Source organism: uncultured Maribacter sp. (genome assembly GCF_947496775.1).
Taxonomy (GTDB): Bacteria; Bacteroidota; Bacteroidia; order Flavobacteriales; family Flavobacteriaceae; genus Maribacter_B.
Window position 1 is genome coordinate 51411 of the sequence record NZ_CANMDU010000003.1, and the last position, 22218, is coordinate 73628.

Below are 22218 nucleotides of genomic sequence, written 5' to 3' on the forward strand. Positions count from 1 at the left end.
CAAAAAAAATGCTCCAGAGAAAGAGAGATTAGCAGCAAAAACATAAATAGTTCTTATTAAAAACCAATCTACAAGCGGGTATCCATCTAAAAAAACGGCAAATTTAGAGTATGCTGAAAGTAAATCTAGCACTACTTACCCGAGATTTTAATATAAAGAAGTGAAAAACAAAAATTATAACTGTTTGATTATCAGAATAAAACACATTTAACTCAAAGAGTAACTATAAACTTTTAAAAAAGTGAAAATAATTTGACACTTTTCTCTTTTCAGAATCTATATTTTTATTAACTTCGCCGCACCAATTAAAGAATGGTCGCATAGCTCAGCTGGATAGAGCATCTGCCTTCTAAGCAGACGGTCGGAGGTTCGAATCCTCCTGCGATCACAAATATTTGGAAAGCCTCATTAGTATTTTACTTCTGAGGCTTATTTTTTGCCTTATACTTTTCCTAAACTACTTACTATAAAAAAGTAGTTAAAAAAGGCCTCACCTAAAGATTTGTTAATCTTTAACTCCGCACTACTACTTACCTAATAAATTGTAAATTTGATTACAAATTCGTTAAGTATTATACTTTTCTACTTTTTGGAATACAATTTGTATTCACACATATTTAGAACCTAAAAAAATAACAAAATGAAAAATATTATATCATTCTCCTTTCTTTTACTAATGACGTTTTCTGTTTTTGCTCAAAAACAAAATACTAAAGAATTAGATAAATTTACAGAACTTAAAGTCTATGATCGTATTATTGTTTCTCTTGTAAAAAGCACCGAAAATAAGATTGTAATTACTGGCGATGACAAAGACGAAGTAAATATTTCTAACAAAGGTGGTTTGTTAAAAATACGAATGGAATTTGATAATTTTTTAGACGGAAACGAAGCTAAGGCTACCTTATATTATACCGAAAACCTTAGTTTAATTGATGTGAACGAAAATGCGCAAGTTATATCTAATGAAACCTTTAAAGGGAACTATACACAAATTAAAGGCCAAGAAGGCGGTAAAGTTGATTTAAAAGTAACTATAGAAAAACTTTTTGTGAAGTCCGTTTCTGGTAGTGAAATAACACTCTCTGGAAACTCTAACGAACAGGAAGTGACCGTAAATACCGGAGGTAGAGTTTTTAATAAAGAATTACAATCTAAAAACACCAAAGTAGTTGTAATGGCAGGTGGACGCGCAGATGTATATGCTACTACTTTAATGAAAGCTAAGGTAAAAGCGGGTGGATATATTTATATTTACGGAAACCCTAAAACTATTGAAAAAGACAAAATATTTGGAGGAAAAATAAAAGTAATGGAATAATACCAATTATTGCTCTAAACTAATTGCCGTAAAATTTTGCAATTCCTTTTTATAAAATTGCGTTTTTATTTCTATAGGGTTACAACAAACTTCGCAATCCTCAATATAGGATTGACTTAATATAGAAGTATCTAATAGCATAGACACTTCTTCCCAACAGTACGGACATTGAAAGAAATGTTCTAACATAAAATGTTTTATTTTAAAAAGCTACGTTTAATAATTGCCCAATCAATTGCAATAATTGTAACTCCGATAATTTAGCATCATACTTTGCTAAATTTTTATTAGTCTGGGCATTCAGTAAGTTAATCTGTGCTTGTCTAAACTCTATAGAAGTAATTCTTCCTAATTGAAACTGTTCTTTAGAACGTTCAAAATTATTAGTATTGGTAATTACATTTTGCTCTTGAATCTGATAGATGTTTAAAAGGTTTTCATAAACCCCCTGTGCGTTTTTAATATCTCTATTTACCTCAAGCGCAACCTGTTTTTTTAATAACTCTTGATTTTGATACGCTATTTTGGCATTCTTTACTCGCACATTAGTACTGCCTCCATCAAAGAGACTCCACCTTAAAGAAGCCCCTAAACCAAAATCTCTTGTATTATTAGAATTAGTTCCAGGAAAAAAAACGGATGCAGCAGACTGGTTCAGATTCCAACCATAAGCTCCCGTTAAGTTTATGGTAGGCAAATACCCAGATTTACTAACTTTTATATCATAAGCGTTAATCGCTAAATTACGCTCTGCTTGTAATAATGCTACATTATTTAAATTGGCTTCAGAAACATATTCTTCGATTTTAAGTTTGGGTATAAATTCTACTACAGTATCTACCTTAAAATCTTGATTCAAATCTTGATCTATTAATACTCCTAAATCTCGTTTTGTATTTGCTAACTGTTGTTGTGTATTTAATAAATTTATACTATCATTTGTTATATCCACCTGAGCATTCAAAATATCTAACTTAGTACTCTGACCATACTCAAAAGCATATTCAGCCCTTTTAAAACGTTGTGTAGAAATCTCTAGAGTTTGTTGCAATACTTTTTCATTTTCACTTAATCTAGCCAATTCAAAATACACACTAAATAGCTGAACAATAGTATTTTCAATGGTTTCTCTAGCCTGTAATTCGGTTAATTGATACTGCTCTTTTAATTGCTTATAATTATAAAAACGATTTAAACCATCAAAAAGTATATAGCTGGCATTCAATGAAGTAGAGTAATTCTGCGCTTCGGCTTTGTACAAATTTGCATCCTCCCTAGGAGTACCATCATTAGTAAACTGCCCAGGGAATTCGATACTATTATCATCCCTTTGATAATTGGCAGAAGCATTTCCTGTTAAGGTCGGCAAATACCCACTATTTAATATACTTGCGTTATTATCTGCTATTATTACTTGGTTCTTAGCTACCTTAATTCCAAAATTATTCTCCAAAGCCAATGCTACAACATCATCTTTAGTTATTAATTTCTCTTGCCCATTTATTGTACAAATAAATAGTATCCATAAAAAACAACTAATACTTGTTCTATTCTCTATGTTCATTCTTCCTAATCTTTAATCCTTTCTATATCTCTTCTTCTATGTGGCTGGCTGCATTATGCTGCAAACCCTTAGACAAATGTGCTTTCTCTTTCTGCTCTTTTATTGCTCTCTCCACTTCTTCTTTTGAGATATTATTTCCTGTAATTAACCATTTACTAATAACCTTTACTTTATTACTAAAAGAAAGAAAAATAGGAAGCATTAATAAAGTAAGTACCGTTGCAAAAGCTATTCCGTAGGCAATAGATATAGCCATTGGCTTTAAAAATTGCGCCTGTCTGCTTGTCTCTAGCATTAATGGAGCTAGACCCGCAATAGTAGTTATAGATGTGAGAAAGATAGCCCTAAATCTAGATCTACCTGCATCGTATAATGCATCATCGAATGCCATACCACTCCTTAGATTGTTATTAAACTTACCTATGAGCACCAAACCATCATTTACCATAATTCCTATTAAAGCTATAATTCCTAACATAGAAAGTATATTAATTGGAAAATCATGTATCCAATGCCCCCATGAAACTGCTGTTAAACTAAATGGAACTAGCAACAGTAACATTAAAGGTTGACCAAAACTTCTGAAGGTAAAAGCTATAGTAATATATATAAGTGCCAAAACCGATAAACCTGCTATTTTTAATGATTTAATCATCTTGTCAGCTTCTCTATTTTGTCCTTCATACAAGGCAGATACACTTGGATATTTAGATTCTATTTCTGGCATAATGTTCTTTCGAATATCCTCCATAACATCCGTACCACTAGTTTCCTTATCATTTACTAAATCTGCAGAAATCTGAATTTCTCTTCGCCCCTCTAACCTATTAATAGCTACATCTCCTCTCTCAATAACATAATTTGCTATTTCTTTTAACGGAACTCTAGCTCCACTAGGAGTTACTATGCGCATTTCGTCTAAATCCGTGATAGAAGACCTATTCTCTCTATCGTACCTTACCCAAACTCGTATTTCATCTTGTCCTCTTTGAAAACGTTGCGCCTGTGTTCCAAAGAAACCTGCTCTTACTTGCGACATTATACCTCGCAAGTTTAACCCCAATAGATATGCATTTTCCTTCAGCTCTAATCGTATTTCTTTTATCCCTTCTGGATCATTATCGGCTATATCTTTCAGAGCTGGGTTACTAAACAAAGCATCTTTCAATTCTTTTTTAGCTTCTTTTAGTTCTTTTATATTATTCCCTAATAAAGAAACTGCAACCGGAGAGCCTCCAAAATTGCCTCCAGAACCATATATAAGACTCTCTACTCCTATTACTGGCCCAACTAACTTTCTTAATCTATTGGTAACTAAGTTTGATACCACTGCATCTGGGCGTTCTTCTCCGGGAAGAAGGTTTATAGTCAATGTTGCAGAAGAGGAACCTGGCCCTAATCTTTTAATTACATTTTCAAAAAGTAACTTATCGCTTCCTTTTAAATACTCTTCTGATAATTCTTGGTTTACAATTTTAGCTTTACTTTCTATATAAGAGATAATAGAATCTGTAACCTTTTCATTAGTACCGTTGGGCATTAATAAATTTACCTGAATTCTATCACTTGCAATTCTAGGAAAAAAAGAAGTTCTTATAATTCCTCCTCCGACAGATCCTATAGTTAAAACTAATGCTACTACGAAAAACGAAAAGGACAATAATTTGTAACGCATAGCAAATCTTAATGCCGGGCTGTATAAATTGTCTCGCATCCATTTCATAAAACGGTCTCCCATTTCATTGATTATTCTAAGTTTTGCAAAAGCTTGCCCAATACTTGTTTTGGGTTTTTTAGCTATTGGTTGCAATGCCTTAGAATGTGCTAAATGTGCTGGCAAAATAATTAAAGCTTCTACTAAAGAAACTACCAAGGTTAAAATAACAATTACAGAGACTTCACCAAAAAACTCTCCTATTCTACCATCTAAAAATAAAAATATAGAAAAGGCTAAAATAGTGGTTATAATTGCCGAAACAATTGGTGGTATTACCTCCATAGTTCCATCTATGGCCGCTTGTATTGGAGATTTTCCTTTTTCATAATGCTGGTATATATTTTCTGCAATTACAATACCATCATCTACCAAAATACCAATTACAATAATCATCCCAAAAAGAGAAAGTACGTTTATTGTAACATTAAAAAACCCAGCAAAAACAAACATTCCTAAAAAAGAGATTGGTAGTCCGAATGCTACCCAAAAAGCCAATCTTGTATTTAAAAAAAGAGAAAGAAAAATGAGAACCAAAATCATTCCCATAATAGCATTTTCAGTAAGCAATTCTGTTCTTTGAGTTAAGGTTTTAGATTGATCGCTTACTACGCTTAACTGTACATTATTATATTTCTGATTAAAAATCTCAATATACTCTTTTACTTTTTCTGCTGAATCTATTAAATCTTCTGTATTGGTACTTGTAATGGTTGTGTTAACAGCCAAGTTACCATTAAAATAAGATGCATTTGGAGACTCTGCAAAGCGATCTCTAATGGTGGCAACATCTTGTAGTCGTATGGCTCTTCCAAAGACATCTGATTTAATAATTAAGTTAGATAATTCTGTACCGTAATACGCTCTGTTATTTGCACGAATTAAATATTCTTCTGCATCTGTTTTTATATTTCCTCCGGTAACCAAAATATTGGCATTGCCAACTGCTTGGGCTACTTCTGAAAAAGATATACTAAAGGCTAAAAGACTATTTTCATCTACCGCAATTTCTATTTCTTCTTCTGGGTAACCGGTTATTGTAATCTGCGAAATACCATCAATAGCTCTAATATCATTCTCTATTTGCCTTCCTATTTGTTTTAATGTTGCCAAAGGAATTCCATCTCCACTAACAACAAAACCAATAGTTTGTCTTACCGCTTCTAATTTAGATACAATTAATGGCTCCATTCCTGTCGGAAATGTCGGAACACGATCTACTGCATTTTTAACCTCTAGGAGCATAAAGTCTATATCTCTGCCCTTTTCTATTTCTACATTAATACTTCCACTATTTTCTCTCGAGGTAGAAGTTACTCGATCCACACCTTGTAACCCTTTTAAATTATCCTCAATTTTCAATACAATACCCTCTTCTATCTCTTGTGGAGATGCCCCCGGATACGATATATTAATAGAAATATTTTTAGAATCTGAAAGTGGAAAAAAAGAAGATTTTAGTGACAATGCCCCGGCTATACCAAAAACAAAAACAGCTATAATTACCACATCAACTGCTATGTGATATTTTATAAAGTATTCAATTATTTTTCGCATTATTTTTTTGATTTAGCTTTTTTCTCTGTAAAAATTTTTACGGCCATTCCGTTGTAAGATCCTAACAAAGGCTTTGCTAAAATTGTAGTTCCATTGGGCACCTCTTTTAGCACTACTTTTTTATCCGAAAAATATATTGGTTTTACATCAATTAAGCCTAAAACAGAATCTTTAACCACATAAATTTGATTTGTCTCTAACAACAAATTGCGATTTATCTCTATAGCCTCTTCTTCTGCTCTTGCGTTTAGACTTGCCTCTAAATACATTCCTTCTTTTAAGCTATTATCTTTTATCTCTATAAAGGCTTTTATGGTTTGTGAAGCTACATCTACTCTACCATTAACTCTTACTACTTTTCCTGAGTATTCTTTTGTTTTATCTAAATTAGTAAGTGCTACTTCTTCTCCTATTTTTAATAAATCGCTATATTCTTTGCTAATAGAAACCTCTAATTCGTAAACATCTGTATTAATAAATTCTCCTAATTTTTGCCCCGACCTAACAAGTGTCCCTTCTGTTACCAATGCATCTGTTAGCACCCCCTTGAATGGTGCAAATATTCTATACTTAGATAGTCTTTGCTCTAGATTTTTAACATTGTAATAGGTAGTTAATATCCCCCTTCCAGAAATAAAGAACTTTTCCTTCTCCGAATCCATTTTTGGTAACTCAGGTGTGTTTTTATCCATATCAAAAGCACTTAAGTACGTTTTCCACTTAGGATAAATATTTGGATAGTCTAATCGCAAATCTGGCATTATTGATGTAATTTGGTTGTATAAATTACTTTTAGCAGACTTAACAGAGGCTTTATACTCTGCATCATCTATTTTTATTATTGTTTCTCCTGAATTGTATAATTGACCTGCTTTAAAAAGCTTGCCTCCTTTTCTAAAAATACCTTGCACTTCTGCATATATATCTACACGTCTTTTAGCTACCAAATTACCATTTGCAGGCACAACTATAGGAATTGTAGTATTGGTTACAATATCTGTAAAAACAGTTTTTATTACCTTCTCTACCTTTGGTTTTGGCTTAGTTTTATTCTCTACTATTATAGTAGCGATAACAACTGCACCTATAATAAACAAAATGCCTAATACGGATAATATAGTTTTTCTCATGATCGGTTATTATAATGAATCGGCATTTACGCCCATATTAACTTGTACTTTTTTTAAAATTCGAATGGTTAGTTCTTTTTCTTCTATTGTAATTCCTTTTCCTAAAGAATCTAACAAATCTCTAAGTACTGGTGTTGTTTTAGTGTAAATATTTCTACCTTCTTCTGTTAAAAAAACCTGACTAATTCTTTTATCTTCTTTACTTCTAATTCTTTGGATATACTTCTTATTTTCCATCTTAGACAATAACCGTGTTAAGGTAGATTTGTCTCTTAGTGTTAAAAAAGCTAGCTCATTCTGGTTTAAACCATCTTTTTCGTGTAATTTTTTCAATACAACAACTTGCTCTTTACTTAAGTCCAAACCTTTTTCTTTCAGTTTTTCCTGTAAAAAACAGTCTGCCATTTTAGAAGTTTTACCTAACCATGGTATAATAGAGGCTTCAAAATCAACAAAATTGTTAACAGATTTCATAATGCGAAACTAAGCAAAACCTATTAGTTGTATATGCAACTAATGTTAAATATTTCCTAAGAAAACAAAAAAAAGGGATGCGTTTTGCACCCCTTTTTTTTTAAAACTTATTTATTTATTTTTTAATGTCTTACTCTAGTATCTTCGAATTTAGAATCTGCCAAGCGAGATAAACTAAATCTTGGCTTATTATATTTTCTATTCAATTCTGCATTATCACTATCAAAAGTTAACAAACTTTGATTCTGAAGATTTTCTAATCCTTTAAAAGAACTAAATTTATTTCCCTGTAGTTGTACAAATTTTAACTTAGAAAGTTTCTGAAGTCCTTTAGGGGCAACACCATCAAAATTATTATAAGCCAAAACTAATTCTCTTAAATTTTTTAATTCGCTTAAATCCACATTAATCTGGCCTTCAAATTTGTTTCCAAATAGCTCAATACTTTCCAAAGAAGTCATTTCTTCTATTTCCTTTGGCAAATTACCCGTTAAATAATTACTAGATAAGTTCAAAAGAGTTAAACTAGACATTGCTCCTATTCCTCTAGGGATGTCGCCTACCAACGAATTATTAAACAACGTTAACTCTTTTAAGTTTAGCAGCCTAGAATAATCCTTAGGTAACTCTCCCTTAAACTGATTCATCTCTAACTTCAAAATTTTTAACTCTGAAAAACTTGTTATTTCTTCTGGTAAGTTTCCTGATAATTTATTAAAAGCTAAATTTAATTCTTCTAAAAAAGCTAAATTTTTAATTGATTTTGGAATATTCCCTTGCAGATTATTTCTATGTAAACTAATAGACACTACATGGTTATCTTTTAAGGTTACGCCATACCAACTATCGATGGGCTTAGATATATCCCAAGGGGTCGACCATTCATTGCCATTAGTTGAATTATATAAATCTAATAAAGCAACCCTCTCTTTTTTAGATATTTGCGACATTACAATATTGGTAAAAAAAAGAAGTAACACAATTTTTATGGGGAGTAAAACTTGTTTCATAATCTATATAATTAGCCTGGTTTAACTACTATAATTTATTTTTCTATATTGGTAATTACCCTATTTATTCGTCAACAATAGACCTTAAATAAATTATATTAGTATATAACAAACGTAATTAATAGTGTTTTCTGATAAAAAAATTGCATTTTTTATTATTCACAAAATAATGAACAAAAAAAAGGGGTGCACCACACACCCCCACCATTAACCAAACTAACTAAAATATTATTTAATTTTCATCCTCCTCTTCATCTTCAAATTTTGTATCAGCCATTCTTGACTTGCTGAAATTTATATCTTTAAAATCTACTTTTTCTACATCTTTATCGTAATCAAAAACTAAAAACTGACGGCTATCCATCATTTGCAAACTTTTATAAGAATTAAACTCATTATTCTGAATCTGTAATACTTCTAAGCTTGCTAATTGACCAAATTCTTCTGGAATAGAGCCATTTAATTGATTGTTAGCCAAAACCAATTCTTTTAATTGACTTAATTTTCCCATTTCATTTGGAATTGCTCCAAACAAGGAGTTCTCAAAAAGCCCTAAAATTTCAAGCTCGGCTAAATCACCTAGAGAACTAGGTATTTCTCCTCTTAAATTATTACTAGATAAGTTTAACACCTTTAAACCGGCTATTTCTCCAATACTATCTGGAATAGAGCCCGAAATAAAATTATTGAACATTGTTAATTCTTGTAATTTATCTAAACTACCAATTGCATTAGGAATTATCCCCTTTAACCTATTCATTTCTAATTTCAAGGTCTTTAATTCTTGTAACTCCACAATTTCTTTAGGTAATTCCCCTGTTATAGAATTAAATGCAAGATTTAATTTTATTAAATGACTTAACTCTCCTATACTCGCAGGAAGTTTGCCCATTAAATTATTTCTAAATAAATTAATCTCCACAACATGGTTATCTTCCACTTTAACTCCATACCAATTAGAGACCGGAGCTTTTAAATCCCATTTTTTAATCCAGTGGGCACCATTCGTGCTATTGTACAAATCCAAAAGAGCTTTCTTTTCCTTTTTAGATACTTTAGCTGTAACCACATTGGAAATTAAAAACATTACGAACAATATGTAAATGACTTTTTTCATATATAAAGTTTTTGCTTTTATAAAGCTAAAAAATAATTTAACAACTCTAACTAAGAATTATCTTACAAATTTGAACTATTAACGGAAGAAAACCAAAAGTATTCGGTGAAATGCTCAATTTTGTTGTGTAGTACTTCTTTTTTGTGGTGTAGGAATTTTATTACTTAATAATCTTTGAATTAAGACACCTGCTCCAATTCAATAGTAATATCTTCCCATTTGGCCATTAGCTCTTCTAAGGTTTTCTTTTTTGTCTCGTAAGAATCAAAAAAGTTTGGCTTAGCTATGGTTTCGTCATAATTCATTAACAATTCGTGATCAATATCGCTAATTTCTTTTTCTAAACTCGCAATCTTACTCTCTACTGAGCTTAGCCTATTCTTTAATGACTTTACTTTTTTCTGATTTTGAAAATCATTTGTATTCTTAGATGCAGATTCTTTTACTTTAGTAGTTTTCTCTGTTTTTTCAATATTTCTAAAGTTCTCCTCTTTACGTTGTTCTAAATAATAATCTACATCTCCTAAGTACTCTTTAATATGCTTATCTTTAAATTCATAAACACTATTTGTTAGCCCTTGTAGAAAATCTCTATCATGAGAAACTAATATTAATGTACCTTCAAAATTTTGCAATGCCTGTTTTAATACATTTTTAGATTTAATATCTAAGTGGTTGGTTGGTTCATCCATTACCAATACGTTGAAAGGTTGTAATAACATTTTGGCTAATGCTAACCTATTTCGTTCTCCTCCGGATAGTACTTTTACATATTTCTCAACATCATCTCCGCGAAAAAGAAAAGACCCAAGTATATCTCTTACCTTGCTTCTATTTTTTTCATTTGCAGCATCTATCATAGTATCTAAAATGGTTTTATTACCATCTAAATACTCTGCCTGATTTTGAGCAAAATATCCTATTTGCACATTATGTCCTAGTTTTAAATGACCATCATACTCAATATCACCAACCATTATTTTAGCTAAGGTAGATTTACCCTGACCATTTTGACCCACAAAAGCAGTTTTACTATTTCTTTCTATTAAAAGATTTATATTCTCTAAAACTTGCTTCTCTCCATAATTCTTTGCCAAATTCTCTATTTCTACTACCACTTTTCCTGGAGTTATAGAAATTGGAAAACGCAAATTCATAACACTATTATCATCTTCATCTACCTCAATACGATCCATTTTATCTAACTTCTTCATTAAGGACTGTGCCATAGAAGCTTTGGTAGATTTTGCTCTAAATTTTTCTATTAAACGTTCTGCTTGTTGTATTTCTTTATCTTGGTTTTTCTGAATACTTAGCTGTTGATCTCTTATTTCTTGTCTTAAAACTAAATACTCACTATATGGTTTATTATAATCATATATTCTCCCTAAAGAAATTTCTATAGTTCTATTCGTAACATTATCTAAGAACATTTTATCATGTGATACAATAACTACTGCCCCAGAATAATTATTTAAAAACTGCTCTAACCATATAATAGATTCAATATCTAAATGATTTGTTGGCTCATCTAACAACAAAACATCATTACTCTGTAATAACAACTTCGCCAGTTCTATACGCATACGCCATCCGCCAGAAAACGTTTCCGTTTTTTTATCAAAATCCTCGCGTTTAAAACCTAAGCCTTGTAGTATTTTCTCTGTCTCTCCTTGATAATTATACCCTCCTAATATTTCATAATGATGCGTAATGTCACTTAAATCTATAATAAGTTGATTATACCCTTCGCTTTCATAATCGGTACGTTCCGCGAGCTGATGATTTATTTCATCTATCTTAAGTTCTAAGGCCTTAATTTCTTCAAAAGCCTGGTAGGACTCTTCCAAAACAGTTCTGCCCAATACAAAATCAATATCTTGTCTTAAGAAACCTATTTTTATATCTTTTTCTATTGCGATAGTACCAGAATCTATTGGCATATCTTTAGATAGTAATTTTAATAGAGTAGACTTCCCTGCTCCGTTTTTCCCTACTAAACCAACACGGTTACCCCCGTTTAATCTAAAAGATATTTCTTGAAATAAATATTCGCCTCCAAACGAAACAGAAAGGTTATGGATATTGAGCATTTTAGCAGTTGAATTTTAAATTATATAGAACACATTCTTGTACTTTTACAAAAACATTTTGCAAATGTTAAAAAAAGGAAACAAACTCTACAGTATTTTAACAGGAACTTGTCCTAAATGTCATGAAGAAAGCATGTATTTAGACAAAAACCCCTATCATTTGGGTAATATTCTAAAAATGCATGAGCGTTGTTCCCAGTGTAACACCAAATATAAAATAGAACCATCCTTTTTTTATGGTGCTATGTACGTAAGTTACGGTGTTGGTATTGCCTTTGCTGTTGCCGCCTTTGTAATATCCAAATTAATTTTACAGTCTGGCCTTTTAACTTCTTTTTTTGCAATAATTGGCACTTTAATTTTCTTTATGCCCATTATTATGCGTTTATCTAGAAATATCTGAATCAACTTTTTTATACCCTATAATCCTGAAGAAAAAATTAAGCAATAGGAGTGTAATACTTTTTTGTAAATCTTGAAATATCAATTTCTTTAGGTAAGGGAGCGTTATGTTCTATATGATTTAATAATACCCCCGAAGCATAAGGAGCAATCATTACTCCTCTAGAGCCAAAACCATTCAAGACAAACATATTATTATGTTCTGGATGCCTTCCTAATAAAGGTCTTCTGTCCGCTACTGTTGGCCTAATACCAGCTTTATGGTCTATAACATTATAGCTGCACTTTAAAAAAGTATCTAGTTTTTTTAACAGCTCTTCCTTAGCTTCTATAGTTGGCGCATTGGTTTTATCTTTCCATTTATAGGTTGCACCTACTCTATATAAGCTCTTACCCATTGGTATAGTAAAAACGGAAGATTTTATAACATTTTCTTCCTTTAATTCGGGCGCACTAATGGTAAGTAATTCTCCTTTGGTACCATTTAAAGGCAAGTAATTAAAATACGGGTTACTCTTTAAGCCATAACCAGTAGCAAAGACTATTTTTTTTGCTTTTATAGATTTATAATGAACTCCTTCTATGGTATGTTTTAAATCTGTAAAACTAAACACCTCTTTTTCTAGTAACTCAAGGCCTTCTAAATATTCTGCATACTTTTTAACTAGAGTATTTGTATCTATCCTCCCCGTATTTAAAACCTCTCCGAAACCAAATGGCGCTTCTATTGCATTATTTGTATTCTTTATTATTTTGGTAGATAAAAATGATTGCAATGCTATTTTATCTGCAGCTTCAAACCATAAATTTTGCTCTTCTATAGATGCAAACTTTCTATATACAGGAACTTTATAATCTAGTTTAATCTGTAACTTTTTTTCTAATGCCGCATAAAAAGGTTTCGCTAGCTCTAATTGTTCTTTGGCGTTCCATGCTAGAGTAAATCTTTTAAGAATTACCGGATTATATAATCCACCAGCTACAATGGACGATGTTTGAGAATTGTTACTTACAACTTTAAACGTTCTATTGTTTTTCTGCAATTGTTCGCAAAAAGATATTCCTGCCAATCCTAAACCTACTACTAAGTAATCTACCATAAGACAAAGGTATTATAAACTATATAGTATGTCATATATCTGGTATTCGAATTTTTACTATAAACTATCTCAGGGTAAATCTTTGGTACACTTAAAAAATATGATGTACTCTTTCAATAGTAACACAAGGTATTAAACCAATTGGGAGGGGGAATAAAAAAATCCTCAGCTTTCGCTGAGGATTTTTATCATATTATATTGAATTGGAATATTCTAAGTGGTTAATATGCCCACATATCTTGTTCCCTGTCTCGGATAACCTCTTTTATACGTTTGGCTTCCAATAATTGAAACAATGCATTGTCTGCAATATAATCGCTAACCTTACGGTCTCCATGCACATTATCTTCTCTATAAATTACGGCATTAAACCTTCTTGCATTAAGTAACATATCAAAAGATATTGGCTGTGCAGAATTACGTTGGTTAAAGACCTTAGCCTCGTGCAAAATTTGTCTTGCACTTGGGTACCATACCCAGAAAAGTTCCACTTTAGCATCTCCTGGATCCATAGACTCATCATCTATAAAGTTAACATCTGGAGCTACCGGAGCAATACCTAATAAACGGTATTTTAATTCTCCTTGCCTTTTATCAAAATACCAAATTCCTTTAATACGGTATTCTTCGATATCAGCTGCGGTTAAATCTCTTTTGTTAATATACTCTTCTGAGATTTGTTCACCAGCATTTAACTGCTCGTATCCATAATCAGTAGTATCTACTTTCTGTAATGTAGCTTCTAAATCACTGAATTTTCTTTTTTCTGTAAAATAAGAATCCACGTATACATCTTCTAGCTTTCCATTTTTAATGTTTTTTATTAAAACATCATATAAAGATCTTCTATCAGAACCTATATCTATAGTATCTATAGGGTAGTATAAAGGAAAGTTTACACGCTCATCTAAGTCAACCGTTTCCCATATAGTTTTAGACCAAAGAATGTCTCTGTCATCTACATAACCATATCTTAATGGGGCATCGTTGTCCAAAGCTTTTTGCTCAGCAGTTCTTATTCCAATTTCTTGTGGCTTTTTAGCGTTTAAAATATTCGCTTGGGCCATCATGGACAAGGGCAAAAAACTAACTGCTCCGATTAATAAAACTTTTTTCCAATTCATTTGTAAATATTTATTGTTTTAATTTTTTAAAATGTAATGAGCCATTTTAGTTAAATAACTCATTACATTTTTATAGTTACTAATTATTAGTTTGTAATCTCAACAACTACTGGAGATACTTTCTTTAATTTATAACCTTTGTTATTTGTGATGTACGCATTGATATCAAATATCTGTACTGCATCACCTCTTTTAGCTCTCTTTAATGCTGATTTAGCTCTAGAATCTAATCTACTACCTTTAACACTAACTGTTGGCTGTCCAGGAACTTTAAATTTAAATCCGCTTACTTTAAGATTTAAATCGAAATCGAAATCTTCTAATAATGCACCAACTGTAGATACTTCTAAGTTTTTTCTAGGCATTTTAGCAGAACCAGATTCTCCTCTAATAGAACCAGAAGGTCTTGGAATATCTTTAATTCTAAACTCAGATTTAGAAGATACTCTTTGTCCGTCAGGTAATGTACCAGAAGCAACAATACTAACTGTTCTTCCTTTTCCTGGAGTCATAATATACTTGCTACCAGAACTTTTTCTAAGACCAGCTGCAGAAGCACTAACCTTATTGTTAGGTATACCAGGTATAGATATAGACATTGGGTTAGGAACACCACGATAAACAACGTTCATCTTATCTGCTGCAATTAATGCTGCATTAGGCTTAGATATTGTAGCAAAAGCATTCTTTACTTTTACAGGTATCTCTTCTCCGTCTTGTTTGAAGAAAATTTGACCTTCTACTGAATGATCGCCAGCTGCTCCAGCTCCTATTAACAATTTTACTCCACCAGCTTCTAACTTATAATCTTTACCTTCTACAAGTTTTCTACCGTCTAGTTTTAACTCTGCTCTTACTGGAGTAGAAGAATTATCTGTTTTACTAATGATAATTTTTCCATCATACTTTTCTCCACTATAAAATGCTGATTTACTAGCACTTAAAGAAGTTGCAAAGTTTTTTAAAGAAACCTGATCTGTTAAGTTACCAGCTAACATTGACTTTAAAGCATCTTCTTCTGTTGCTCTAATATCTGACTGTAAAGCAGTTAACTTAGCTTTAGAAGCGATTAATGGAAAACCTTCATAATGATAGTTAATCCAATCTTGCTTTGTACCGTCTCTCTTTTCTACTTTACCATTAGCATCACCAGTTTCAAATCTAGTGCTAACAGATGTTTTTACATCTTTCATATTTGATGGTAAAATAGCAGATATTTGCGTACGATAATCGTTAATTCTTTTCATGAATTCTTTACCGCCTTCGGCAAGATTATCGCCTTGAAAGAACTTTTGATCTAAGAAATCTGACTTATCCATTACTGCATAATCTTTTGGATCCTTAACGCCTTTCATCATTTCGGCTTTAAGACCTTCCAAATAATCATAATAGTCTTGAGATAAAACTTTTATCCTTTCCGCTTTTTTATACAACTCTCCGTATTTTTTAGCATCTTCAGAAGCTTTCGTTCCTAAATTATCTACTAAGGCTAAGTTGTTATCCGTTGTTTTCGCATTAGAAGCTTCCATCTTCACATTCATAATTCCGAATGCTGCTAGAACTTCTTTACTCATATTTAATGCCAACATACAAATGAAAACCAAATACATTAGGTTTACCATTTTCTGACGTGGTGACTGTTTTCCTCCTGCCATGTTTTTCTAATTAGATTTTGTTATTAATTTGGGGTTATTTACTAATATCTAATTAGTTTTTGCTCATTGCAGATAACATTCCACCATACACTCCATTTAATGAAGATAGGTTTGTAGATAAAGATGCCATTTGCTCTTTTAATGCACTTGCATTTTGTACCACTTCTTCGTTTACAGAAGCTTGCTTGCTTGCACTTTCTAACTGCACTTTATAAAGACTGTTTAAAGATTCCATCTGAGATGCAGCTTGTACCATTTCATCAGAATATTTCTTAGTAGACTCCATTGCATCTACAGTAGGTGCGATTCCTTTTGCAGCTCCTTCAAAATTCTTAATACTAGAACCTAAGCTCTCCATTAAGTTCGCATCGATACCAGCTTCTTGTAAAAGGTTATCTAATTTTTTAGATAAAGAAGCTTCTGATTCTTTAATTTGTGCTGCTTCGTTTACATTTTTCTCTCCAGCCATACCACCTGCTAATTCAGGGTATACTAAAGACCAATCGTATTCGTCATCAATAGGCTCAAACGCACTAATAGCAAAAATAAGTGCCTCTGTAATAAGACCTACTGCTAATAATAATCCACCTGTTAATGGTCCAAATTCCCAGTGAAGAATTTTAAATAAAGCTCCGATAATTACAATAGAGGCTCCAAGACCATAGGCCATATTGAATAATTTCTTTGTTGATTTTGACTGTGCCATAATTTAATTTAATTTAAGGTTTAATAAATAATAAAGATTTGGTTAAAATTTGATACTTGTGTATTTAAATATACTTGTTAATAAAATTCTTATTTAGTTGCATCTTCCTCACCCATGTAATCTTGTACGGTTCTAAAACCAACGTAACTACGTGCTGAATCTGCATATTCATAATCTCTGGTACTTACCTGTAGGAAGTAAGCAACATCTTTCCATGATCCTCCTCTAATAACTTTTCTTTCGTTACTACCGTCTCCTCCGTTTGGATTCATTGTAGAAACATACTCGTAAGAGTTAGGATCGTAGCTAGAGTTTGTCCATTCTGAAACGTTCCCTGCCATGTTATATAGATTAAAATCGTTAGGCTCGTATGCTTTAGCTTCTACAGTATACAATGCTTGATCGGCTGCATAATCTCCACGTTGTGGTTTAAAGTTGGCCATAAAACATCCTGTATCGCTTATTACATAAGGTCCACCCCATGGGTATGTCCCTCCTTCGATACCACCTCTTGCAGCATATTCCCATTCTGCTTCGGTAGGTAATCTAAATTTATTTACGAACTGAGCTCCTTTACTCTTTTGATCGTCGTTTTTATATTTTGTTCTCCAGTTACAAAAGGCTTGTGCTTGTTTCCAAGAAATACCAACTACAGGGTATTCGCTATATGCATCATGCCAAAAGTAATCGTTGTGCATTGGTTCGTTATACGAATATTCAAAATCGCGAATCCATACCGTTGTATCAGGATAAATTTCTAATTCTTCATGACGGATAAAGTCTTTTCTACTTTTGTTTCCTTTTCTAGAAGCACGTGCTGCCGCCTCAATATCCATCCAACTATACTTATATTTAAGTTTAGTTACATCTATAGTTCTTTGTCCATTATAAGACTCTTCTTCAGGAATATAAAGAGAATCCATAACTTCTGTATAATATTCGTCTGGGTATTCAGATACATCCCAAATTAAATCTTCGTCTTTGTTTAAAGCTCTACCTTCAAAACCAGTTTCTCCCATACCAGAGTAATTATCTAGCATGTACTTGTCGTAAACTGAAGCTTTTGTTGTATCCGCATCTTTAAATACAAAATCGCCAATTCCTCCTTCTTCTGGACCAATACCTAACTCATCAGCAAGAATTGCCAATTTTGTTCTTGTAATAGAATCTTTAACCCATTCTACAAACTGGCGATATTCGCTATTTGTAATTTCCGTGTCATCCATATAAAAAGAACGAACGGTTACTGTTTTGGTTGGCGCGTTGAGAACTTTAGCTTGATCTTCTTCACTCTTACCCATAATGAAAGACCCTCTTGGGATCAATTCCATTCCATAAGGTTTTTCCGGATACCACTTCTTTCCTTGGACTCCGACTAGCTCTCCTTTAGTTTTAGACCCACAACTGGTGAGTAAAAAAACAAACGCTATAGATGATAACAATAGCTTCTTCATACTTTAGGTTAAATTTCGATTATGGTTAAAAATTGCAAACACAATTGTTTATTCTACTCTCTAAAACTACGATTTGAGCAAATTATTGTATTGTACTTGTAATCCTTTAAAAAAATTTTATTGTTAATTGAAGCCTTTTTTATAGGCCTTAAACCACCTTTCCGGAATATTCTGATTACATGCATCTAAATAGTCCTTTTCTGTGCATGGTAATAACGCAGGTGAATTTGTTTTAGTATGTGAAGACAAAATAGATGGTACTTCTACCCACCATCTTTCTGTTAATAAACTTTTATGAAAAATAAGTTCTTCGGTTTCATTAGGCACAATATACTTCATAAAGTCGGCATTGGAGTATGGAGATTCCGAGATTCTAAAATTAAATCCTTCTACAAAATACCACATTATTTGCGCAATAATTTGACAAGATTGCACGGTGTTTTCCATTTCATAAATACCAAATACACTTATCTTGTCACTGATACCGGCATACCTAGCAATAGCACATATTTCTCGTCCGGTAAATCCATTAGGCGAAAAATTCTCCGAAAAACAAATTTCACTTGCTTTAATAGAACGTACATCTAAACTTACCATATGCGCATTTCGCAACACCGGTTCCGCCAAAGAAATATCATTAAACATTTCTCCTAACCTATAGGAATCGAAAAATAAACGCTCCATTAGGTCTAATTCTTCTTGAGCATTAAAATAACTTTGATACCCTATATTAGAAAAGTTGAATAAATTATTTGGTTTGTCTGTAATAATTTTACTCATATAAGAATGAGAAGATATAAGTTCATCTTCCATTCCAAAATCAAAGCGACTATCTACTGCCACCAAATTAATCATGTCTTTTAAACCATCGAAAGCTCTATATGCTGCGTAGGTTACATCTTGTGTTGCTCCAAGTATAATAGGTATAACATTTTCCTCAATTAAACCTGCAACTATTTCTTTAACTACAAAATACGTATCTTCTACTGATTCTCCTTCTTCAATATCGCCCATATCAACGATAGTAGAATCCCAATTACCAGACATTAATTTATAAAATTGGATTCTTATTGCAGAAACATCTAATTTTTCTGGCTTTTTTTCGAAAGCGTTTCTAGATTCTTTTACACCTAATATTGCTATAGATGCATTTGCCAAAACTGGTAAACCGTCTTTTTGCGTATGTGCATGAATGTTTCTCCCTAAAGCCTGCTCCGGCAATAGTTCGCAATGTGCCATTACTTTATCTTCTACAGGCACTAAAAAATCAAACGCCATATTATTTTTTAGCTTTAGGTTTTGCTTTAGGTTTCGCCTTCGCTTTCGCTTTTTTCTTTGGAGTTTTTGCCTCTATTAAAGCTTTTGCCTCCTCTAATGTCATAGCAGCAGCATCCACGGTTTTAGCCAGTTCTACTTTAATTTTGCCTTTTAACACATTATGTCTACCCCATCTTGCTTTTTCAACACGAATACCTTCTTCTTCCCAGTTATGTAAAACTTTATCTATCTCTTTCTGTTTTTTAGCTTCAATCAATTCTTCAATATCTGCTTGCGAAAGATTATCGAAATCGTATTTTTTGTTTACATTGATAAACATACCATCCCACTTAATGAAAGGTCCAAAACGACCAACACCCTTAACTACATCTTTATCTTCATAAGAAGCTATAGGAGCATCTGCTTTTTGTTTTTCTATGATAAGTTCAATGGCTCTTTCCATGGTTATGTTCATAGCACTTTCGTCTTTTGGTAAAGAGATAAACTTTTTTCCAAAACGAACATACGGACCAAATCTTCCCACATTAGCAGCTACTTCTTCTCCTTCATAAACTCCCAAATCTCTTGGCAGTTTAAAAAGTTCCATTGCATCTTCGAAAGTTATACTCCCTAGATTCTGCTCTGGCAACAAACTAGCAAATAACGGTTTCTCTTCTTCTTCGGCTGTTCCTATTTGCACCATTGGCCCAAACCTCCCCAAACGTACAGAAACTTGTCTTCCTGTTTTAGGGTCTTTTCCTAAAATACGTTCCCCACTAGCGCGTTCTGCATTTGCTTCTACATCTAATACGGTAGGATGAAAATCAGAATAAAAAGTTTTCATTACTTTTTTCCAATCTTCTTCTCCTGTTGCTATCTCATCAAAATCTTCCTCAACTTTTGCTGTAAAATTATAATCCAAAATGGTAGCAAAATTACTCACAAGGAAATCTGTAACAATCATACCTATATCTGTAGGCACCATTTTACCTTTATCGGACCCAACAGTTTCTGTAAGGTTCTTTTCTTTTACTGTATTTTCCTCTAAAACCAACTGTGTATACTTCCTTTCTACACCTTCAATAGTTCCTTTTTCTATATATCCTCTATTTTGAACAGTAGAAATAGTTGGGGCATAAGTAGACGGTCTACCAATTCCTAATTCTTCTAACTTCTTAACTAAAGAAGCTTCTGTAAATCTATAAGGAGCCCTAGAAAAACGTTCTGTTGCTGTAATGTATTTATTATCTAAAGCTTCTCCTACTTGCATTGCCGGCAACATACCTTCTTGCTCTTCGGCTTGGTCTTCATCATCGGAACCTTCTAGATATACCTTTAAAAATCCATCAAATTTTATAACTTCTCCGTTTGCAGTAAATTCTTCGGAGTGGGTATTGGCTTTTATTTTAACATTTGTTCGCTCTAATTGGGCATCGCTCATTTGAGAAGCTATGGTACGCTTCCAAATAAGTTCATATAATTTAGATTGGTCTCTTTCTAAAGACACCGAAGAACGTAACATATCTGTAGGTCTAACAGCTTCATGCGCCTCTTGCGCTCCTTTTGTTTTTCCTGTAAAATTACGTACCGTACTATACGATTCTCCATAATTTTGAATGATAGCATCTTTTGCCGCATTAATTGCTTCATTAGAAAGATTTACGCTATCTGTTCTCATATAGGTAATAAGCCCTGCTTCATACAACCTTTGTGCCACTTGCATGGTTCTACCCACCGAAAAATATAATTTTCTCGATGCCTCTTGTTGTAAAGTAGAAGTTGTAAATGGTGCAGAAGGCGATTTTTTTGCTGGTTTTTTATCTAAATTACCAACCGAAAAATTAGCATTAATATTTTTATCTAAAAATTCTTGCGCGTCTACTTTAGATGAAAATGTTTTATTCAACTTTGCAGTAAATACGCTTCCTTCCTTAGTAAGAAACTGAGCAGATATTCTATATGAAGCTACAGGAGTAAAGCCTTCTATACTTCTTTCTCTTTCTACAATTAGACGCACCGCTACCGACTGTACTCTACCCGCCGAAAGGCCCGGCTTAATTTTTTTCCAAAGTACTGGTGATAATTGGTACCCTACTAAACGATCTAAAACTCTTCTTGCCTGCTGTGCATTTACCAAGTTATAATTTATTTCTCTTGGATTTTCTATCGCTTTCTGAATTGCAGATTTAGTAATAGAGTTAAATACAATTCTTTTTGTCTTGTCCTTGTCTAACTTTAGCTCTTCTGCCAAATGCCAAGATATAGCTTCTCCCTCGCGATCTTCATCACTCGCTAACCATATAGTTTCTGCTTTCTTTGCTAAGTCCTTTAATTTTTTTACCAAGGCTTTCTTGTCCTTATCTACAATATATTTAGGTTCAAAATCCTTATCTACATCTACACCAAGTTCCTTGGAAGGTAAATCTGCAATGTGCCCAAAACTGGACTCTACTTTAAAATCTTTACCTAAAAACTTCTCTATGGTTTTTGCCTTTGCCGGCGACTCTACTATTACTAAATTCTTAGCCATTCATTAGTTT

Annotated in this window: 17 protein-coding genes and 1 tRNA gene; 3 read left to right on the forward strand and 15 right to left on the reverse strand. The window is 32.6% G+C overall.

What is annotated here, in order from left to right:
- Nucleotides 1–314 precede the first annotated feature (314 nt).
- A tRNA-Arg gene (locus Q0856_RS06900) sits at nucleotides 315–388 on the forward strand.
- A gap of 252 nt (nucleotides 389–640) precedes the next feature.
- On the forward strand, nucleotides 641–1321 hold the full coding sequence (locus Q0856_RS06905; RefSeq protein WP_298503684.1) for a head GIN domain-containing protein: 681 nt from the start codon (nucleotides 641–643) through the stop codon (nucleotides 1319–1321).
- 6 nt (nucleotides 1322–1327) lie between these two features.
- On the opposite strand, the gene Q0856_RS06910 is transcribed toward Q0856_RS06905, so the two are convergent.
- From Q0856_RS06910 to Q0856_RS06945, 8 genes are all read right to left on the reverse strand, one after another.
- Nucleotides 1328–1510, reverse strand: a complete 183-nt coding sequence (locus tag Q0856_RS06910; RefSeq protein WP_298503686.1) for a CPXCG motif-containing cysteine-rich protein — start codon at nucleotides 1508–1510, stop codon at nucleotides 1328–1330.
- 13 nt (nucleotides 1511–1523) lie between these two features.
- Nucleotides 1524–2885, reverse strand: a complete 1362-nt coding sequence (locus Q0856_RS06915; RefSeq protein ID WP_298503688.1) for a TolC family protein — start codon at nucleotides 2883–2885, stop codon at nucleotides 1524–1526.
- A gap of 22 nt (nucleotides 2886–2907) precedes the next feature.
- Complete coding sequence (locus Q0856_RS06920) at nucleotides 2908–6156, reverse strand: efflux RND transporter permease subunit (RefSeq protein ID WP_298503690.1); 3249 nt, start codon at nucleotides 6154–6156, stop codon at nucleotides 2908–2910.
- On the reverse strand, nucleotides 6156–7286 hold the full coding sequence (locus tag Q0856_RS06925; protein ID WP_298503692.1) for an HlyD family efflux transporter periplasmic adaptor subunit: 1131 nt from the start codon (nucleotides 7284–7286) through the stop codon (nucleotides 6156–6158). Before Q0856_RS06925 ends, Q0856_RS06920 begins: the two co-directional genes overlap by 1 nt.
- Before the next feature lie 9 nt (nucleotides 7287–7295).
- Entirely contained in the window at nucleotides 7296–7760 is a 465-nt protein-coding gene (locus tag Q0856_RS06930; protein ID WP_298503694.1) for a MarR family transcriptional regulator, read from the reverse strand.
- Nucleotides 7761–7882: 122 nt separating this feature from the next.
- Entirely contained in the window at nucleotides 7883–8770 is an 888-nt protein-coding gene (locus Q0856_RS06935) for a hypothetical protein (protein WP_298503696.1), read from the reverse strand.
- Nucleotides 8771–9002: 232 nt separating this feature from the next.
- Entirely contained in the window at nucleotides 9003–9887 is an 885-nt protein-coding gene (locus Q0856_RS06940; protein ID WP_298503698.1) for a hypothetical protein, read from the reverse strand.
- A 179-nt stretch (nucleotides 9888–10066) separates the two neighbouring features.
- Nucleotides 10067–11980, reverse strand: coding sequence for an ABC-F family ATP-binding cassette domain-containing protein (locus Q0856_RS06945; protein ID WP_298503700.1), 1914 nt, complete (start codon nucleotides 11978–11980; stop codon nucleotides 10067–10069).
- A 64-nt stretch (nucleotides 11981–12044) separates the two neighbouring features.
- Here Q0856_RS06945 and Q0856_RS06950 point away from each other — a divergent pair, with 64 nt between their 5' ends.
- Nucleotides 12045–12383, forward strand: a complete 339-nt coding sequence (locus Q0856_RS06950; RefSeq protein ID WP_298503703.1) for a DUF983 domain-containing protein — start codon at nucleotides 12045–12047, stop codon at nucleotides 12381–12383.
- Between the two features lie 37 nt (nucleotides 12384–12420).
- Here Q0856_RS06950 and Q0856_RS06955 read toward each other — a convergent pair whose 3' ends face one another.
- The 7 genes from Q0856_RS06955 to topA form a co-directional block, all read right to left on the reverse strand.
- Nucleotides 12421–13482 (reverse strand): FAD-binding oxidoreductase, encoded by a 1062-nt coding sequence (locus tag Q0856_RS06955; RefSeq protein ID WP_298503705.1) that lies wholly within the window; start codon nucleotides 13480–13482, stop codon nucleotides 12421–12423.
- Between the two features lie 221 nt (nucleotides 13483–13703).
- Nucleotides 13704–14606 (reverse strand): gliding motility protein GldN, encoded by a 903-nt coding sequence (gldN, locus tag Q0856_RS06960; protein ID WP_298478033.1) that lies wholly within the window; start codon nucleotides 14604–14606, stop codon nucleotides 13704–13706.
- Between the two features lie 86 nt (nucleotides 14607–14692).
- Entirely contained in the window at nucleotides 14693–16261 is a 1569-nt protein-coding gene (gldM, locus tag Q0856_RS06965; RefSeq protein ID WP_298503707.1) for a gliding motility protein GldM, read from the reverse strand.
- 52 nt (nucleotides 16262–16313) lie between these two features.
- On the reverse strand, nucleotides 16314–16967 hold the full coding sequence (gene gldL, locus Q0856_RS06970) for a gliding motility protein GldL (RefSeq protein ID WP_298478028.1): 654 nt from the start codon (nucleotides 16965–16967) through the stop codon (nucleotides 16314–16316).
- An 89-nt stretch (nucleotides 16968–17056) separates the two neighbouring features.
- Nucleotides 17057–18421 carry a gliding motility lipoprotein GldK gene (gene gldK, locus Q0856_RS06975; RefSeq protein ID WP_298478025.1) on the reverse strand — a complete coding sequence of 455 codons (1365 nt, stop codon included), beginning with the start codon at nucleotides 18419–18421 and terminating at the stop codon, nucleotides 17057–17059.
- Between the two features lie 123 nt (nucleotides 18422–18544).
- Nucleotides 18545–19699, reverse strand: coding sequence for a formimidoylglutamase (locus tag Q0856_RS06980; RefSeq protein WP_298503709.1), 1155 nt, complete (start codon nucleotides 19697–19699; stop codon nucleotides 18545–18547).
- A 1-nt stretch (nucleotide 19700) separates the two neighbouring features.
- On the reverse strand, nucleotides 19701–22208 hold the full coding sequence (gene topA / locus Q0856_RS06985) for a type I DNA topoisomerase (protein WP_298503710.1): 2508 nt from the start codon (nucleotides 22206–22208) through the stop codon (nucleotides 19701–19703).
- Nucleotides 22209–22218: the final 10 nt, after the last annotated feature.

What these genes read in the sequence shown, in the direction of transcription:
- Q0856_RS06905 (WP_298503684.1), top strand. Translation starts at nt 641, where the DNA reads ATGAAAAATATTATATCATTCTCCTTTCTTTTACTAATGACGTTTTCT.
- Q0856_RS06910 (WP_298503686.1), bottom strand. Translation starts at nt 1,510, where the DNA reads ATGTTAGAACATTTCTTTCAATGTCCGTACTGTTGGGAAGAAGTGTCT.
- Q0856_RS06915 (WP_298503688.1), bottom strand. Translation starts at nt 2,885, where the DNA reads ATGAACATAGAGAATAGAACAAGTATTAGTTGTTTTTTATGGATACTA.
- Q0856_RS06920 (WP_298503690.1), bottom strand. Translation starts at nt 6,156, where the DNA reads ATGCGAAAAATAATTGAATACTTTATAAAATATCACATAGCAGTTGAT.
- Q0856_RS06925 (WP_298503692.1), bottom strand. Translation starts at nt 7,286, where the DNA reads ATGAGAAAAACTATATTATCCGTATTAGGCATTTTGTTTATTATAGGT.
- Q0856_RS06930 (WP_298503694.1), bottom strand. Translation starts at nt 7,760, where the DNA reads ATGAAATCTGTTAACAATTTTGTTGATTTTGAAGCCTCTATTATACCA.
- Q0856_RS06935 (WP_298503696.1), bottom strand. Translation starts at nt 8,770, where the DNA reads ATGAAACAAGTTTTACTCCCCATAAAAATTGTGTTACTTCTTTTTTTT.
- Q0856_RS06940 (WP_298503698.1), bottom strand. Translation starts at nt 9,887, where the DNA reads ATGAAAAAAGTCATTTACATATTGTTCGTAATGTTTTTAATTTCCAAT.
- Q0856_RS06945 (WP_298503700.1), bottom strand. Translation starts at nt 11,980, where the DNA reads ATGCTCAATATCCATAACCTTTCTGTTTCGTTTGGAGGCGAATATTTA.
- Q0856_RS06950 (WP_298503703.1), top strand. Translation starts at nt 12,045, where the DNA reads ATGTTAAAAAAAGGAAACAAACTCTACAGTATTTTAACAGGAACTTGT.
- Q0856_RS06955 (WP_298503705.1), bottom strand. Translation starts at nt 13,482, where the DNA reads ATGGTAGATTACTTAGTAGTAGGTTTAGGATTGGCAGGAATATCTTTT.
- gldN (WP_298478033.1), bottom strand. Translation starts at nt 14,606, where the DNA reads ATGAATTGGAAAAAAGTTTTATTAATCGGAGCAGTTAGTTTTTTGCCC.
- gldM (WP_298503707.1), bottom strand. Translation starts at nt 16,261, where the DNA reads ATGGCAGGAGGAAAACAGTCACCACGTCAGAAAATGGTAAACCTAATG.
- gldL (WP_298478028.1), bottom strand. Translation starts at nt 16,967, where the DNA reads ATGGCACAGTCAAAATCAACAAAGAAATTATTCAATATGGCCTATGGT.
- gldK (WP_298478025.1), bottom strand. Translation starts at nt 18,421, where the DNA reads ATGAAGAAGCTATTGTTATCATCTATAGCGTTTGTTTTTTTACTCACC.
- Q0856_RS06980 (WP_298503709.1), bottom strand. Translation starts at nt 19,699, where the DNA reads ATGGCGTTTGATTTTTTAGTGCCTGTAGAAGATAAAGTAATGGCACAT.
- topA (WP_298503710.1), bottom strand. Translation starts at nt 22,208, where the DNA reads ATGGCTAAGAATTTAGTAATAGTAGAGTCGCCGGCAAAGGCAAAAACC.